At 35.9% G+C, this 16,637-nt stretch carries 15 protein-coding genes and 1 pseudogene; 4 read left to right on the top strand and 12 right to left on the bottom strand.

Annotated features, from left to right (window positions below):
- Positions 1 to 133: 133 nt before the first annotated feature.
- Positions 134 to 973 (bottom strand): ArdC family protein, encoded by an 840-nt coding sequence (locus tag C4B60_RS19395; protein ID WP_104059694.1) that lies wholly within the window; start codon positions 971 to 973, stop codon positions 134 to 136.
- Between the two features lie 1,035 nt (positions 974 to 2,008).
- Here C4B60_RS19395 and C4B60_RS19390 point away from each other — a divergent pair.
- From C4B60_RS19390 to C4B60_RS19375, 3 genes are all read left to right on the top strand, one after another.
- A complete protein-coding gene (locus C4B60_RS19390; protein WP_104059693.1) occupies positions 2,009 to 2,500 on the top strand; it encodes a DUF2975 domain-containing protein in 492 nt (163 codons plus the stop codon).
- 10 nt (positions 2,501 to 2,510) lie between these two features.
- The gene (locus C4B60_RS19385) at positions 2,511 to 2,726 is read left to right on the top strand and encodes a helix-turn-helix domain-containing protein (RefSeq protein WP_104059692.1); all 216 of its coding nucleotides are present in this window, start codon (positions 2,511 to 2,513) and stop codon (positions 2,724 to 2,726) included.
- A gap of 1,379 nt (positions 2,727 to 4,105) precedes the next feature.
- Complete coding sequence (locus C4B60_RS19375) at positions 4,106 to 4,741, top strand: DUF6088 family protein (protein WP_104059690.1); 636 nt, start codon at positions 4,106 to 4,108, stop codon at positions 4,739 to 4,741.
- A gap of 290 nt (positions 4,742 to 5,031) precedes the next feature.
- Here the strand turns inward: C4B60_RS19375 and C4B60_RS19370 are convergent, their stop codons facing one another.
- Together C4B60_RS19370 and C4B60_RS19365 are read right to left on the bottom strand one after the other, a co-directional pair.
- Positions 5,032 to 5,451 (bottom strand): type II toxin-antitoxin system death-on-curing family toxin, encoded by a 420-nt coding sequence (locus tag C4B60_RS19370; protein WP_104059706.1) that lies wholly within the window; start codon positions 5,449 to 5,451, stop codon positions 5,032 to 5,034.
- A 25-nt stretch (positions 5,452 to 5,476) separates the two neighbouring features.
- Positions 5,477 to 5,758 (bottom strand): AbrB/MazE/SpoVT family DNA-binding domain-containing protein, encoded by a 282-nt coding sequence (locus tag C4B60_RS19365; RefSeq protein WP_425331182.1) that lies wholly within the window; start codon positions 5,756 to 5,758, stop codon positions 5,477 to 5,479.
- Positions 5,759 to 5,903: 145 nt separating this feature from the next.
- On the opposite strand from C4B60_RS19365, the pseudogene C4B60_RS21785 reads away from it, so the two are divergent.
- Positions 5,904 to 6,216 (top strand): annotated as a pseudogene (locus tag C4B60_RS21785) (recombinase family protein); the annotation flags it as partial.
- A 227-nt stretch (positions 6,217 to 6,443) separates the two neighbouring features.
- On the opposite strand, the gene C4B60_RS19355 reads toward C4B60_RS21785, so the two are convergent.
- The 9 genes from C4B60_RS19355 to C4B60_RS21770 form a co-directional block, all read right to left on the bottom strand.
- Positions 6,444 to 6,701: a hypothetical protein gene (locus tag C4B60_RS19355; protein WP_104059689.1), complete on the bottom strand. Its 258-nt coding sequence runs from the start codon at positions 6,699 to 6,701 to the stop codon at positions 6,444 to 6,446.
- Positions 6,702 to 6,719: 18 nt separating this feature from the next.
- Complete coding sequence (locus C4B60_RS19350; protein ID WP_167578715.1) at positions 6,720 to 7,298, bottom strand: lasso peptide biosynthesis protein; 579 nt, start codon at positions 7,296 to 7,298, stop codon at positions 6,720 to 6,722.
- An 835-nt stretch (positions 7,299 to 8,133) separates the two neighbouring features.
- Complete coding sequence (locus C4B60_RS21920; RefSeq protein ID WP_280632288.1) at positions 8,134 to 9,315, bottom strand: thermonuclease family protein; 1,182 nt, start codon at positions 9,313 to 9,315, stop codon at positions 8,134 to 8,136.
- Positions 9,312 to 10,391 (bottom strand): DUF4236 domain-containing protein, encoded by a 1,080-nt coding sequence (locus tag C4B60_RS19340; protein ID WP_104059687.1) that lies wholly within the window; start codon positions 10,389 to 10,391, stop codon positions 9,312 to 9,314. Before C4B60_RS19340 ends, C4B60_RS21920 begins: the two co-directional genes overlap by 4 nt.
- An 18-nt stretch (positions 10,392 to 10,409) precedes the next feature.
- Positions 10,410 to 11,048: a potassium channel family protein gene (locus tag C4B60_RS19335; protein WP_104059686.1), complete on the bottom strand. Its 639-nt coding sequence runs from the start codon at positions 11,046 to 11,048 to the stop codon at positions 10,410 to 10,412.
- A gap of 365 nt (positions 11,049 to 11,413) precedes the next feature.
- Positions 11,414 to 12,538, bottom strand: a complete 1,125-nt coding sequence (locus C4B60_RS19330; protein WP_104059685.1) for a protein kinase family protein — start codon at positions 12,536 to 12,538, stop codon at positions 11,414 to 11,416.
- Between the two features lie 170 nt (positions 12,539 to 12,708).
- On the bottom strand, positions 12,709 to 13,800 hold the full coding sequence (locus C4B60_RS19325; protein WP_104059684.1) for a hypothetical protein: 1,092 nt from the start codon (positions 13,798 to 13,800) through the stop codon (positions 12,709 to 12,711).
- On the bottom strand, positions 13,793 to 15,070 hold the full coding sequence (locus C4B60_RS19320) for a hypothetical protein (RefSeq protein WP_104059683.1): 1,278 nt from the start codon (positions 15,068 to 15,070) through the stop codon (positions 13,793 to 13,795). Before C4B60_RS19320 ends, C4B60_RS19325 begins: the two co-directional genes overlap by 8 nt.
- A gap of 332 nt (positions 15,071 to 15,402) precedes the next feature.
- Complete coding sequence (locus tag C4B60_RS21770; RefSeq protein WP_245154059.1) at positions 15,403 to 16,389, bottom strand: CHAT domain-containing protein; 987 nt, start codon at positions 16,387 to 16,389, stop codon at positions 15,403 to 15,405.
- Between the last annotated feature and the right edge of the window lie 248 nt (positions 16,390 to 16,637).

Below are 16,637 nucleotides of genomic sequence, written 5' to 3'. Positions count from 1 at the left end.
GCAGCGGTCTTGCAGGCTCGATGCCTGCTTAATAACCAGGAAAAGCGAATGCTTTTCTTCCTTTCGTGGGTCCAAGCAGCTGCGGCTTACAGCTGCTTGATCTTCGGCGATTTTGTGCTTGTGTTGTTGGAGGTTAGTCTTTGTTTTCTTCAAACCTAATATTTAGAATGAAATCAGAGGCTTTTTGAGCTTGTCCAGCTGCTCGAACAACTAACTTGTGATCTTCCTTTAAAGACCTGAGCCAAGATTGAATATAGCTTGCGCTATTGTCTATGGTTTGATTTTCGATCCCTGCCATGCCGCATAACATGGCGGCTCCCATTTCAGCGACTAATTCCTCTATCGAGTAAACTTCATCCCCAAACGCAACATTTTGCGTTGTCACTCCTGAACGTGCCAACCGTGATTTATGTCCGGTGCTGTGAACCATTTCATGAAAAAGTGTTGAATAGTATTCTTCAGCTTTCGTAAAATCCTTTAACGGTGGGCAATTGATTCGATCCATCGAAGGTGAATAAACAGCTCTACCGGAATAAAACGTATAGTCGGGTGAATGTAGATATCCTTTATAAATTTCTTCTGCTTTTTCAATCGGATCATGGTTGAAGGTTTTCTGTTCCCGTTTGCTGTTTAACCCTTCTACCTGATTATTAATTTCAAACACCTTGTAATAGCGAAGTAACGGTACCTTTTCTGTTTTGTCGCTATCTTTTCCTTCTTTTTCGAGCAATTTCCAGAAGACGACGATATGAGCTTTTTCCCCTTTTTTGACTTTCCCCCCGGCTTCTTTGATTTGCTTAAAGGTTGCATATTCACCGCCACTCAGCAAAAACGTGTTAATTCCTCGGTAAGGTTTTTGTGTTTTCCAATTGACAGCTCCCCCATTAATCCACGGCTTACGCCACGGGACCACTCCTTTTTCAAGTTCTTCAATGATCTTGTCTGTAACGATTTCATAAACGTTTTTTGTCATTTTCTTTTCCTCCTTTGAATTTTTGTCCTTTTTCCTTCCGAAGCGATTCAGTCCTGAAAAGGATGATTTTTGCCCTTTTTGCAAGGAGAACGAAAGACGAGCATAGGCGGGCGGTCAAGGGATTAGCATAAAAAGTTTTTGCTTCCTCTTGGAGGATAGAAAAGCAAAAAGTTTTTTGCCCCTTGACCGCCCGCCTAGGGCTCTTAGTGTCTGGCCGGAAAGGTTCGGGTGTCCTACCGGCTAGAAACGTAGAGCCCTTGCTCCGTCTTACGATTCGGAAGGAAAAAGGGCAACTATTCTTCAAAAGCAGCCGTCAGACTGGTTTCCGATTGGGTTTGATGGGTTTGAACTTGAATTATCGGTTTTCGGCTCGTGGGGGATGGGCCGAAGGCAAAGGGATCAGGAACCTACGGTCTGTAGGCGCAAGCCGTACAGCGCGTGGTTATCGAGTCCTTTAATGCCACAGCGACACTTACGGACTGACAAAAACTAGCCTTTGTTTTTTGCTCAAACCGTTAGTGCTGCCGTCTTAAGGTATGAAAGGGTGGCCTTTGGGGTTTATCTTACTTTCAGGGGTTTTATTAATGGAGCACAAGTATATGGCGAAATTCTTTCAGAAATTCTTATGCAACAAAAAAAAGACCATTCAAAAGCCTTAAATAGCTTAAAAATGATCTCTTTTTTCAATTAATACCAAACATTAAAACATATGTTAATAGTAACAACATGATTATTGTTAACATATATCCTATTCAAAGGATAAGTGTTAGTTAGTCGTATCGAGAAATGATCGTATCTTTCACATGCCCGGCCAGCTTTATTAGGATCCACCTTAGGCTAATAAGCAACAAGATTTTAATATCCTCAATTTTTCAAGAGCATTTCCTAATAATGAGATGCTCTTTTTGTTATGTTAAGAAATGAAAATAATATTGATTTAGAATAAAAGATAAATATAAAATAATAAATATTTATTGTAAAACGATAAATAACGTGGTAAATTTTTAAATACAATAAATTAGTGAGGTGTTATTTATGAAACGAGGATCAACATTCTTCTTGAGGACAGCTGTTATTCTTATGGGAATTCCTGTTCTAGCTTTGTGTGTTTTTGGGTTGCCGCAGGTAATAAAAGAAGCCATTGGGCATATACAACCGGGCGCAGAGCTTGCTTATATGATTTTAGGCGTACTAACCGTGATGTATGTATCGACCATTCCTTTTTACTTTGCGCTATATCAAGCTTTAGTGCTGCTGCGTTATATTGACAATAGTCAGGCGTTCACAGAGCTCTCCGTGATATCTCTCAAGAAGATCAAAATTTGTGCCCTCATCATCAGTGGGTTGTATGTAGTGGTCCTTCCATTCATTTTTATCATAGCGGAATGGGATGATGCACCAGGTCTCGTACTTATGGGATTGGTCATTGTGGGTGCTTCATTAGTCATTGCCGTCTTTGCTGCAGTTCTCGAAAGACTTTTACAAGAAGCAATTACCATAAAATCGGAAAATGATTTAACGGTCTGAGGTGAATAAAATGGCGATTATAATTCATATTGATGTGATGCTGGCTAAAAGGAAAATGAGTGTAACAGAACTCTCCGAGAAAGTTGGAATCACGATGGCTAATCTTTCAATATTAAAAAATGGGAAAGCGAAAGCGATCAGGCTATCAACTTTAGAGGCTATTTGTAAAGCATTGGAGTGTCAGCCTGGAGATCTTCTGGAATACAAAAGTGATGACAAAAGTTAATACAAGAGATTTCAAAACGGACGAAGGCTTCGATAGTATTAAGGGAGTACAGCTATGAGGGGTTCGGGTATCCTGCCGGCTGGAAACGTAGAGCCCTTGCTCAGTCTTACGTTCACGAAAGGAAAAAGGGCAACTATTTTTCAGAAGCAGCTTTCCGACTGGAATTGGGTTTTTGGGTTTTAGGGTTTTAAATTTGAAACTGGGCTTCACAGCTCGTACAGGATGAGCCGGTGGCAGAGGGATAAGACCATTAGTGTTGCCACCTGGCTAAGGATTAAATGTTTGAGGGTATTGTGAATGAATTAGTTTTCTCTAGGTTGATCTATTTCTCCAACAGACGCTGAATCCCTTTCTTCAGGATACTTAAATCACTTGGAATTTTGAAAAAGGTAACGGGATCATTTTAGGGAAACATGAAGTCTAGGTACAAGGAAACGCCCATCAGATTTAATAATTGAACAGTTAGAGAAATAAACTTCCCAATATAGCTGTATTCGACACTTGACATACCTATCCAATAGATTCCATTAGCAATGGGCGATTGGATGTATTAGTAAAAAAGGTATCATGGAAGTGTTATAAAATTAAACATACAAGCAACAAAGACCTGTAAGAACTAATAACGATAGAATTCCTGGTCTCCAGAGGGATACAGCCCTTTTGATAATTTCACTATTTTTCCGTCGTTTATGATACTTTTTCCTTTACTTTTTAATAAATTTTTATCGTGCTTGTAGACTCGATGCTGCAGTGATTTGATTAGCAAAAAACATATGTTAACAACAACAATAACAACGTTGTTATTGTTAACATTAAAATTAATGTTAATCACCTCAACTAAAGATCCCAAGTCCAATATTAGGAATAAAAATATGTAACGAATAAAGCCCCTCTTCAATACTAAAAGGGGGCTACGCATAATTAAAACAGGTTTAAAAGAAGATACAAAGGTGTGATCGTCTTCACTAGTTAACAATCCATTAATTAAAACTCAAGAGAGAAATAATCAATGGACCTCTCTTTCCCTTTTCACTCTAAGTAAGCCACCCTGCTGCATTGAGAATGAATGATCTCCTCTATTTCTTCGATTTTCTTCTATCGACCTAATTTAAGAGTGCACTTTTTATTGGTGTACTTTTCATGAGGAACGCTTGACCCTCACAACTACTGTAATTAGACTATGTACTATTTTCATAGAATTTTTCCTGATTTGTTTAATTTATCGTTTAGCTAATCTCGTAACTATGTCCAGAAACTCTAAGCCAGAAAAAATGTATAAATAAAGTGTATCCTGGACATACTATACTTAACAGCAAGTGTAACGTTTTTATATATATTATATATAAATATGGTATACTGTAATCAGGAGGTGAAGCAAAATGGATTTATTGAGTTATTTACTTGATAACTACGGGTATAATGAACCCATTTTCCCTGAAGATCTCCGCAATAAAATGATGGGGAAAGATACAACCCTACGGCAAAATCTAAAACGACTGACAGATCGTGAACAGATTATCCGTTTTGATAAAGGGATCTACTTTATCCCAAGACCTGACTCTTTACTTAAAAAGAAATCATTAAGTGTTAATAAAATTATTAAGAAAAAATACTTGTATAAGGAAGATCAACTGATTGGGTATCGAACAGGACTCGCTTTTGCGAATGATTTACAGTTAACGACTCAAACACCTGGCATGATTGAAATCATCACCAATAAAGAAACGAATATCAAAAGAGTGGTTAATTTAAAAAACAGACGGGTCATCTTGAGGAAACCGCGCATTACCGTAACGGAAAATAATTATAAGCTTCTTCAAGTCCTGGACTTACTCACGAATTACGATAAGTACAGTGAAAAACCACTGGAATCCGCCAAACAACGAATCATCGATTATCTGGCCCCAGGGGACATGGATCAACAGGAAATCCAAGCCTGTATCCAAAGCTATCCGCAAAAAACCAAATTAGCGTTATATGAAAGTGGGTTATGGGATGAACTTACACGAAGATAAAGAAGCATTGATTCGTTTTTTTGTCCACACGTATCCCCTCTAAATGAACTTGAGATGAACATGGCAGCTACTGCAGGAAACAAATAACACATCTGCTTATATGGAACTACCCTTGACCTTCTAGTCAGCTGTTAGGCTACACCTAAAAACGAGTTTCTTCCGGCTAAAAGATTTCTATTTTTAAGATAAAAAACGGGTCGTCTGGAACTTAGTGAGTTCCAAACGACCCGTTTGATTAAATAATACTTTCTTTATAAACGATTTCCTATTAGCGAAAGAAATCTCTAAAATTATAATGGATCCTTTAAAGGATGAATGAATGCTTCCAGTTCTTCTTTTAGAAAATGGATACAGTCATTATCTTTAAATCGGTCATCATTCGCTACATACACGGTAAAATCTTCTGCTTGTTGTTCGCTCCAGATGAGCTCTAACCCGTTAATATTTAAAAACGTTTCCAGTACCGTAAGAGCGGTCCGCTTATTTCCGTTTTGAAAAATATGGCCGCCTCTAGCGATTGAATGATAATAGCAACAAGCCTTTTCAATCACAGTCGGAAAGGTTTCGACTCCATATAAGGTGGTCTTTGGTCTTGCGACCATTCCTTCAAAACGGTCCTGATTTTTAATCCCTGCCTGGTCGCTATCCTCATAAAAATCCATCATGGTGTAGTGGATAAAGAGAATTTCCTCTGCAGATAAATAATTCACCGACAATGCATTTCACTCCCCATGACTAGCGATCTCGTAGATTTCGTAATGCATTATCGTATTTGGTAATGGTTCGATTCATGGCTTTTAAGACGTCTGGCCGAATGCCTTTTGGAATGGAACGATTTGCTTTTCTCATGACAATTTCGCCTCTTTCCTCATCATAAAAAATCTCCATCTCATCGCCTTTATTCATCTGCATCTCAACCACAATTTCTTTTGGAATCACCGTTGATAAACTATTGCCGACCTGACTTAAGCGTCGTGTATGGCGTTTTTCTCTACCCATCATCGCATTCACGCTCATTTCTCCTTATTCTCCTTTCAGTTTGTACAGAAATGATCCATTCCAAACTCTGTACATATATATTATTATTATTATTAGTACAATTATAATATTCATTCTTATTCTTAGCAAGAGATCCAGACAGAAACCATAGCTTTCATTACAACTGGATACAACTCAATAAAAAGATAGTTTAGGAACGTTTATCGCCGATCTTGTATTACAAATTCTTTCCTGGATGGCTGAAGAAGAAAGAGAACGTATTCGAAAACGTCAGCCGAGAAGGAATTGATGTGGCCTTAAAGAACGGAACTACATTTGGGAGACCGAAAGCAGTGCTTACAGAAGAATTTAAATTGTTCTATGATCGTTGGAAGTCTGGAGAGTTGACTGCAGTCAAAGCAATGGAGGAATTGAACATTAAGAAGACTACTTTTTATAAGTTGGTTAGGGAGTACGAAAGAGAGTTACTCAAATAGGTATATATAATAGAAGAAACTCGACAAAGGATGAAAGTTCAAATTTATTTATAAATTATAATCAAAATATGGAACTACACTATTTCTCGTACAAGTATTACGAATTAGAAGTTTACAAATGAGCGTTTTTCTACCTCAACAAGAAACTGTATAGATCCTTGAATTTGAGTTTCATCAAAATAATCAAAAAAACCTTCATTCCCACAAGTATGAAGGTCTCTTCTGTATTATAAATCTCTCCCGTAGGCTGCATTGACCAGTGTTATTAATTCCTGATAGTCTTCCTCAGCCTGTTCATACATATTATGTTTAACATAGTTTTGAATGTCTATTGATTTTAATAAAGCAATAGCAGCTTTCGCCTTTAAATCATCATTCCAGAAAGGAATAGCAGACATCCCTTCAAATTCTACTTTAAAATTTGTTTTTCCTGTTTTAAAATCTGTTTTAGAAATATCATCTTTTATTTTTTTAGAATTTGTCATTGTTAGAATCCTCCCTTTTTATTTCAATTTTAATTTGCGCTCAGTATCCCTGTAAGTTTGTTTAAGTTCTTTTAAATCTAGTTTAAGTCGAAGCTCTTTACCAATCACTTTGACAATCTTCCATGCTCCTTCTTTAAAATGCGGGTATGCATCCATATATTTTACAAAAGGAGTATTTAAAACTTTTTTTGCATCTCGATCAAATCCACTAGGAGAAGGGGATCCATAAACCCTATTATGCGGATGGCCCGTAGATAGATTGTATCCTCCGTAAACTGGGGCATTTCTAGACTCGTCTAAGGTATGTTGTATTGCAATATCAAAAACTTTTCCTCCAATTTCAATCCATGAATGGTCAAAGTATTTATCGCCTGTCTTAACTTCTCCAATACATAAATCATTGTCTATCCCTTGTTCATTTAAAAGAACATAAAAAACACTAGAGATTAGGTGACAAGCTCCGGGATTAGGATATTTTTTATAATAATCGGTGATAGCGAAATAAGCACTGAAAATTTTATCTTTTTGTTCATGCTCAAATGGAGTCTCACTAGCAACTATTCGGAGTGATTTCCTTTGTATTACTTCTTTTTTCACATGATTTCTCCCCTTTGCAACTCTCACTTACCGCCAAAAAACGCGGTGATTGTATATAAGTATATTATACTATTTTTTTTGATAAAAAAGGTAAGACAAAAAGAGATTTATCCCTTTTTGCAAAGATTACGAAAGACGAGCATAGGCAGGCGGTCAAGGGATAAGCATAAAAAAGGTTTTGCTTCCTCCAGAAGGATAGAAAAAGCAAAAAGTTTTTTGCCCCTTTACTGTCTGCCTAGGGCTCTTAGTTTCCTGCCGGAAAGGTTCGGGTGTCCTACCGGCTGGAAAAGTAGAGCCCTTGCTCTGTCTTACGATTCGGAAGACAAAAGGGCAACTATTCTTCAATAGCAGCCGTCAGGCTGGTTTCCGATTGGGTTTGATGGGATTTAATCTTGAATTGACGGTTTTCGGCTGGTGGGGGATGGGCCGAAGGCAAAGGGATCAGGAACCAACGGACTGTAGGCATAAGCCGTACAGCCCTTGGTTATCGAGCCCTTTAATACCACAGCGACGCTTACGGACTGACAAAAAGCGCTTTTTGCTTTTAGATCAGACCGTTAGTGCTGCCGTCTTAAGGAATGGAGGGTTTGGTCTTTGGAGTTTATCTTTACTTACAGTCGATTAATTAATGGGGCACAAGTTTATAGAGAAATTCTTTTCAAGTAATTTTTATGTAAAAAAAAGAGACAATTCAGAAGCCTTAAATAGCTTAAGAATTATCTCTTTTTTAAATTAATATTTAACATTAAAACATATGTTAATAATAACAACATAATTATTGTTAACATACGTAGTATCCAAAGGACGTATTAATCGTTTACGTCGAGAAATGATATTATCTTTCACACGCCCAGCCATCTTTATCACGATCCATTTTAGGCTGATAAGCTGGGTGATCAGATGCAACTCCGTTTGGATAAACCGTTCTTAATTCTGTGCAATTTTGAAAATACTCTTGTTCTTGAGCTGGAGGTGGAGAAGATTCAGCTGGTGCCTCCTCTTCGACTGGTTCTTCTACAACTACCACATCACTATTGAAACCTTCTGAAGTCGCATAATTTTCTACTGACCATATTCCTCGACCTGCTGCTTTCGCTTCTGCTTCGGCAGCTTTATAAGCGTCTAAGTGTCGAGTATTGGGAGGATAAACATACGCTACACGGCCTAAACCTTCCCTTATTAATGTTTCTTGAACAGAAACTCCATCGACGTAAACGTAGGTAAGTAGCCTATCATATTTATCTGTACGCTCACCTACATCAAATTCAATGGAAAGTTGGCCTGAATTAATTAACTGTTTATTTCGATCTGACGCTTCAGGTCCAAAAGGCTGCACACCCATTTGCGGATGCTTTGTTTCAGGGGTGTCAATTAACAGGTATCTAACTGTAAGTTCCTGTCCCTCATAATTGACCACTGCGGTGTCCCCGTCGACTGTTCGAACAAGGGTGACTGGAATTAAGTCGGTCGTACCTGCAGTTTTTAGAGCTTCTTTTTCCTCTTCTTCCTTTTTAGCTGCTTCAGCCTCTTCTTTGGCTTTTTGTTCTGCAGCTTTTCGCTCTTCTTCTTTCTTGGCTTTTTCTTCAGCAGCCTTTTGCTCTTCCTCTTTCTTGGCTTTTTCTTCAGCAGCTTTTTGTTCTTCCTCTTTCTTTGCAGCTACTGCTTTCGCTTCTTCCTCTTTTTTCTTTTCTTCTTCTAAGCGTTCAGCTTCCTGTTTAGCCTCTTCTTCTTGTTCATCCACAGCATTTGCTACTTCAGCTGAGGCTTCAGTGGTTTCAAGGTCAGTGCTGGCTATGTCCTCGACCGGTTCAGTAACCGTCATGATACATCCGGTTAAAGCCATGACAAGCCCAAAGGATAGGATGGCTGCCGGTTTCTTTGATTTTGCTTGTAGCTTTTTATTGACGTTCCACTCATATGCCGCCCAAATTGCAATTCCTACACCAATAATGAAGAGTGGATATTGAAACAAAAGAATGAGCAACACGATTGCACCAATAATTAACACCCATGTCATGGCAAATGAACCTCCTGTACTAATTTGAAGCCTTTTGTTTTTAAGAATTTCATGTTGTGTTCAAATCTTTCTACTGTATCAGAACAGTCAATACGTTCCCATTCAATGTTTTCTACTTCTCCTCTTTGTACTTTCATGGAGAGAAGACAACCATATTCAGCCGGCTCTGTAGCCTGGCTATAACCATACGTATGAACGATCACCGTTTCTACAGGAAGGAGGGCAAAGAATTCTCGGGCAATTCTTAGCATTCCACTAGCAACAAAATCCTGATAGAGTTGCAGGTATTTACCCTTAGCCATTTTCTTTTCTGATAATTTCCCAGTTTTCGTTAAGCTCAATACATGTTGAGGAACGGTCTCTTCAGATTCAATCTCTAAATTTGCCACTATGATTCCTGGTTTTATGACTTGATACGTCACTTTGCCATGTAATTTCTCAATATCCTCAAACGGCTGATGAACGTTTATAATATGAGACCATTCATTCGGATCATTTGCTAAAACTCTTTTAGCTTGTCCAATCACTTGATGATGATTGTCTAGGCTCTTTTGATCTTCAGCTGCAGCTCCAAGTAAAAGAGCTTGAAGAGCTTCTTTTCTTTGTTCAATTCTGTTAAACAAGCGATCTCGTACGGTTGGTTTGTATTGTTTAATGGTTTCAAGGGCTTTTGTATAAGAAGGTCCAGATTCTTTTTCAGAAAACGGAAGAGGAGAAAGAGCTCGTTTTTCCCAGTCAATTGGCTCGGTAGAATCAATATGCATAGAGGTAAGCATGTTCACGTGGGCCTGATATTCCTCAACTTGAAGCCTTGCATGGTCGGCGACAGCTGCTTTTTCTTTTTGTGCTTGAATACGATCATACTCTGCTCGCTGTGGTCTTGTGGTTTTCTTCCCCATAATCCTATGAGAACTGGATAGACCAGTCCCCGGAATACCAACGTTAAGGTTTGTGCCTCTTGCACTTGTACTTACGCTGGCACCTTTTACTCCTGTAGAGAAGCCCACACCTTTCTTTCCAATGTTCATACGCACGCCAGGCGCTAATTTTACACTCTTTCTAAAACGTATGGCCAATAGTATTCCCCCTAAATTTTAATGAGTTAGTACTCTTTCCCATGACTTGTTTTGAGTAAGTTTATTTTCATTTCTTAGTGAACTAACGAGAAATAATAGCCTTTCGAAGTCGTGGTCTGATAAGTTTTGATAATTATCTAGTTGTCCTTTCACATAATCCACCGTTGGATTAGGATTAGGGGGCTGTATCTCCTTAGAATCGTTCGTTTTTATAAAGTAGGTAGCAATCGAACTCGTCACCATACCGATCAGACCAATACCAAAAATCATTAATAAAACCGCTATAACTCTTCCGGTTGTAGTAATAGGCGATATATCACCATAACCCACCGTCGTTGCAGTCACTACAGCCCACCATATGCCATCTGTAAAGGTTTGAATGCCAGGTTCGAGAACTGTAATTGGGATAGCTGAAAAAATGATCAAGATAACCATCATCGTAATAACCTTATTTAACCCATTCGTTTGTAAAATATGAAATACAGGTGTCTTTTTGAAGAGGACCGTTAGGCGAAGCACTTTTAAAAATCGAGCAAATTGAAAAACGGAGTCCAGAGGAATGATGGCAATAAAATCAAATGGATTATTTTTTATATATTTTTTCTTATTCTTTAAAAAGAGGAGTCGTAGAAGAACATCAAAAAAAGGACCCCCCATACGAGTTGGTCGAATACTTTATAGTCAATGTTGACAACTACAAGAATAGTAGAGGTAACAATAAGGGCAAGCAGAAAAATTTCATAATAAATTCTTACTTTAGAAAACATACATCACCAACTAATTCCCAGATTATTTTCTTTATGAACTAGTTATATTATAACAATTTAAAGTAATACTTTACCATCTATTTTTGTTTATTCCATTAAATCTTCCTTTGTAATCGCCTTTATTAACCGCTGCATTTTTATTTTCTAAAAGTAAATAAAGTATGACAAAAAGCGATACTTCAATAAGCTGAAATTAGCTAATGAAATATCGCTTTCAAAACAATAATTAAATAGGTATCCATGATATTTTATAAATTAGAAAGGTAAATCGTCTTCTTTAATCTCTACTTTTATATTAGATAATCTAGCATCTATGTTATCTAACACAATTTTTCTCTTATATGAATTTAAGCTGTCCATCAGACGGTAAAAATTTACAATTACTGTTACTTCAATATCCATTTTGTTACTGTATCTGTATCCGTTATTAACAAAACAACTTATTAATTGTGCATTGTCTTGAATAATCCTCTCTAACGAACTTATTCTTATTAAATTGGCAAGATTACCTAATACTTCGTTATCGTCACGGATTGGAAAATAGTTTTCCTGAAAAAACAAAATAGACCAAGAAAGTGCGTTCGCGAAGTTTACATATATTTCTTTTTGTTCTTCTGTAAAGTCAATCTCCCCAAGAACACCTTGAGAAATCTCAATAGATATATCTTCGAATGAATCATATCTATTGTTAGGATCCAGTTGAATCATTTTTTCAATAATGTGTTCAAATTTGAAATCAGTTATACTCCGGTCAATTACATTGTCAAGCAATTTACCAACAAAGTAAATTTCAGTTTTATGATTATATATACTTTCATCTGCTGTTTCATTTGGCAATTGAGTTACGGGCCAATTTAAAAGAACACTCTTAGCATCTTGAGATAACCCTTCCAACTTTTTACCAAACCCAAAATCAATAACCTTAACATTCTCATCTTTATCTATCATAATATTTGCAGGCCGAATATCCCTATGTAGGACTTGATTTAATTCTAAATACTCAAAAGCAGCTATTGTTTCAATGAAAATTTCTGACCATGTTTTGCCGCCAAATGGGTCTGGTGCAAATTCATCAATTGATTGTCCTTCTATAAATTCCATTTGAAGATAGCCTGACTTCTTTTGAGGATACAGATAATAATTATAAACTCGAACTACATTAGGGTGAGATAGACTGAATAATATTTTTATCTCATCAACAAAGCGTTCATAATATTCATCTATATAATTCGAATCCTTAGGAACATATTTTTTAAATGCAAAAAGCATTTCGGTTGTTTCATCTTTTAAAAGAAATGTATCCCCAGTACCGCCACTTCCCAAAGACTTAACAAGTATAAATTGTTTTCTAATTGCTTCAAACTCAACAAGGTTTGCCATTAACGATTCTCCTAATAAATATATTTAAATTTATATTTTAGTAATGTTAAATGAGAATGGTTGTTTCATTCTGAATATACAGTAAATCGCTCAGATATTTGTAATGTGATAGGCAAATCAGAAGTGTGTTATTGGTTTTTCGGCCAGCAAAATTCGTTTGTAATCTTTATTTAAACAGATTGAAGTTTCATTAATTTTTCACCTATAATTAAATCAAAATCCTTTGGTAACAATGCCGCCTTACACACGTATGAAGCAATCATTATGGCGAATTTACCAGATTGACTATATTTATTGGCTAATTGTCTAGACAATTCATAAGTACTTTTATCTGTAGCCATTGTTTCAAAGGCTAATTCTCTGAGTAACAAAGGGACTCTTGAAGTTGAATAAGGTTCTTCTAAGAATTGCCTAATTAATTGGACAAATACCTCCCATTCTGGAAGTTCAATTTCATCATCATTCCCTTTATTGCTAGCTATTTGGTATAGCTTATTCCAATATAAATATTGATCCATCCCTCCCCATAGCCATATTTTTAATTCTCTCGATAAGTTCTCCTTAGTTTCCGGAAGAAGGTATTGATTAAAAATATCCAAAGTAACCCTATTTAAAGCTATTGAAAATAGAGAAATCAAATCAATGAGAAGGGCTACATGCTCAGAATTATCTGGATTAAGTTCTCTTCGAATCTCCCTAATCTTGTACAGTGTCTTTCTAAGTTTTAATTTGTCATCTGAAATATTCCAAAACTCATTTTTCACAAATTTTATTGCTTTTTCTAGATTTGGGTACCTCTTATGTAAATCAAAATATTTATCCCAAATATCACCATCACATAAGGCACTGTTTACTAATTTATAATTTGGAGATGTTTTATTTGAAAGAATTTCAAAATCCTTTTCGGACAGTAAATTCACATTCATATTAGAAGATAATTGTTTATGGTCTCTTTCAATTTCTTTAGTGAGAAGAACTATCCCTTTTTCGGCATTTAGTAATCCCATAAGTCCACTTAGCCAAAGAGACCTAGTAATAGGAGATTGATTTTTAAGTGTTTTACAATCTCCTATTAAAAAACTAAGTTCTCCAAAGTTAGATGGTATTAATGCCACTGTATCGAGATCAGTTACTACCTTCCTTTTGAAAGATACACCCTCTTCAAAATAAATTTCTGCTTCCATATGAGGGAACCATTCATTTGCTACATAGTACTTTAACAATTTCAGTTTCAAACCCTTGTCTTTAATAATTTTAAACACCACCTAAAAATATATTATCTACTTCTTCCTGATGTTCTTCAGAAAGTGCTACATTCGTACTTTCTTTTAATTTAACTGCACTTATTAATGATTCAACATATGTCTGACCTTGATTTATTGCCAGCCTCATTTGATCATCAACTTCTAGTCCTTGGCCTTCACCCACAGATACTAGCTCTAAAGCCAAATTTATAGCTTCAATATTTTCTTCTGTATCAATTAATTTAAATTTGTGCCATCCAGATGGGGTAGTTACAAGTTTTCCTACTCTTAATACAGTTAATTGTCTATATTGTTCAAGCGCTTCAGTACTTGCACCAATTTCATAATCATTTTTTAATTTCCTGAGTATAGCAGGAGGGTTTCTAATAGCAAATTTCTTTGGTAGGTATTGTCCTTGTCTTACTGCTGACACAAGTGCCATTGCTCTTTCGTAGACTTCTCTTTTTGTTGGACTTAAACGAGCATTCCCCGGCTTAGGAGTAAACAGGAAATAATTCTGACCTGCATGAGAAGTTTTTATCGATGGTGGCTTTATAATACTATCGTGAGCCAAACTCTTTAAAAGATTTATTTCAGCTTCAGTAAGTTTAACTCCTTGTATTTCTTTCTGCTGTTCAACAATATGTAAAGGAATTCCCTGGGCCTGTTTAATTAATTTTAATATCTTTTGGACACTCTTCGCACCGGATTTTGCAACAAGATCAGAGAATAAATCGGCATTTTCCGAAAAATATACGGGGCTTAATAATATATCCTTTCCTCTACTTCTCTTATTAATGATATAGTTTCCTTGTTCACCAATATATAAATTACGTTGCACTAACTTTCTCTCAGCGCCAAGTTCATAAATTGTAGAAGAGCTCACTGGAGAGGTTGTTAGCTTCTCAAGTATAGTTACTGCGAGTTGTTCTGTTTCATTAATTTTTTTTGTTTCAGCAAATTCGCCCACGCCCTCATATATATCATCATAAAAAGGGACAGTAGGTAAAACGCCTTTAATTTCTTTTCCTTCTGAAGATATCTTTACAAACTCAATCTCTCCTAGATTCTCCACTATACTCTTACACATATGAGGAGTAATATCTAAAAAATGGTATGCCGCCATTTTTAGAGTCTCGTAAGGGATCATTGGAAGCCCCCGTATATTTAATGCCAGTTTAATCATATTTCCTATCTCTGTTATTATTTCAAACTCAGGAACTTGTTTGTTGCCTAAACCAATTGTTATATCATGACTTCTGAGTGCTAATTTTTCACGTTTATTCATAATTTTTAATCACCTCTAGGAATAAATTATTTTTATGTGTCTAAGGATCTACTACATAGTTAATTATACTCTTTATGTGTATTGAATACATAAAAATAATTACATTATATTCCTCTTAATGATTATTACCATCTAGCTTAATAGTAATCGAAATTAGTTTATCAAAAACGATGGTTTCTGATTTTAAATCGAAGAAGGTGAAAACCTTCTTCTTTTTAATTAATTTTTCTATCAAAACTTATTTCAAAAACTATATATCTTAAACGTACATTACTAACACATAAGACAAAAACAACATCAACATATATGTTAATGTTGTTCTAATAATGATGTTAAGGTTTTACCAAAATATACTCATTAGCATTTAATCCTTTTTTTGAATAAATTTCGGGTATTTCATGACCTTCAATTCCTTCCAAGCTTAGAGCAAGTTTACCCTGTTCAAAAGATTTTTGGACAGAATACCCAAATCCAAGAGCAGAATAGAATTGTGCTGCAAATGCTTCAGCTGCTTTATCGAGGATCGCCTCATTCATTCCAATAGCAAAATCTACATGCTCTGTCACCATTTCAGCCTGTCCATTAGAAAAGCAATTATTAAAAACCACTAATTTAATTGAGGCAGACATAGTTTTCATCAATAGAGCTACCTTTTCTTTAGATAAGAAACTCAGCCCACCCTCAGTTGTCTCTAAAATGATGTCATGATCCGGTGACCCATGCCCACTAAAATGTATAATATGAGGCTTTACTTCATTAATTGCTTGAAGAAGATCACTAGACCTTACAGCCCAACGAGAATGTAAAGTAATTGAGTCACGGTATTGAGAAGCACGAATTTTCTCTTGAATCGAACGTATTTCTACATCTAATCTTAGCTGCCCTTCACCGACAGGGTTTGAAGCTAAGAAAAGAACATTAATCTGTTCGGGTACATCCTGAAAATTGACATTTATAGTGTTATTCAAACTTTGTCCTATTCTTTCTTGTTTAGAGAGCTCAGAGGTAATAGCCTTAACGTGTTTTAGTTCTTCACGGTTCACCTTTTTCTTCTCTCTTTTTTCAAGAGTCTGCAAATTCCCTAAAGTGACATTATAAGCTTTCATTGCTTTAGCTTTATCATCTCTCAAGTCACCAATCTTTTTTTGGGCTTTTAAAACAGCTTTCTGTTTAATCCTTATAGTACTTTGATTCTTGGTCCTACTGATGGCTTTCATAGCATCACTTATATTTTTCTGTTCTTTACTTATTCCTTTATCAAAATCAGCCAAAACTTTTTCTAAATTTTGAATCTTTTTTCTGTACATTGAAATACTCATTTCCTCTCCCCCCTAAAAGAACACTTGTTCCTTTAATTTTAACATGTATATCAAAATCCTCAAATATATTTTGAATATTATTACATTTGAACTTTTCAATTAAAATTAACGTTCATAAAAGTGTACTTTTACGAACTATTTAATTTTATACTAATTAATCTTTTTTTCAGTTCGCAAAAACACTAAATCATTTTACGAACGTTCAACTTTTTGTTAATACTTTTACGAACTATTTTGGTAGAATAAAA

Source organism: Jeotgalibacillus proteolyticus (genome assembly GCF_002926065.1).
GTDB classification, from domain to species: domain Bacteria; phylum Bacillota; class Bacilli; order Bacillales; family Jeotgalibacillaceae; genus Jeotgalibacillus; species Jeotgalibacillus proteolyticus.
The sequence above is the reverse complement of the archived record's forward strand: the minus strand, read 5'-3'. Positions and strand labels throughout refer to the sequence as shown.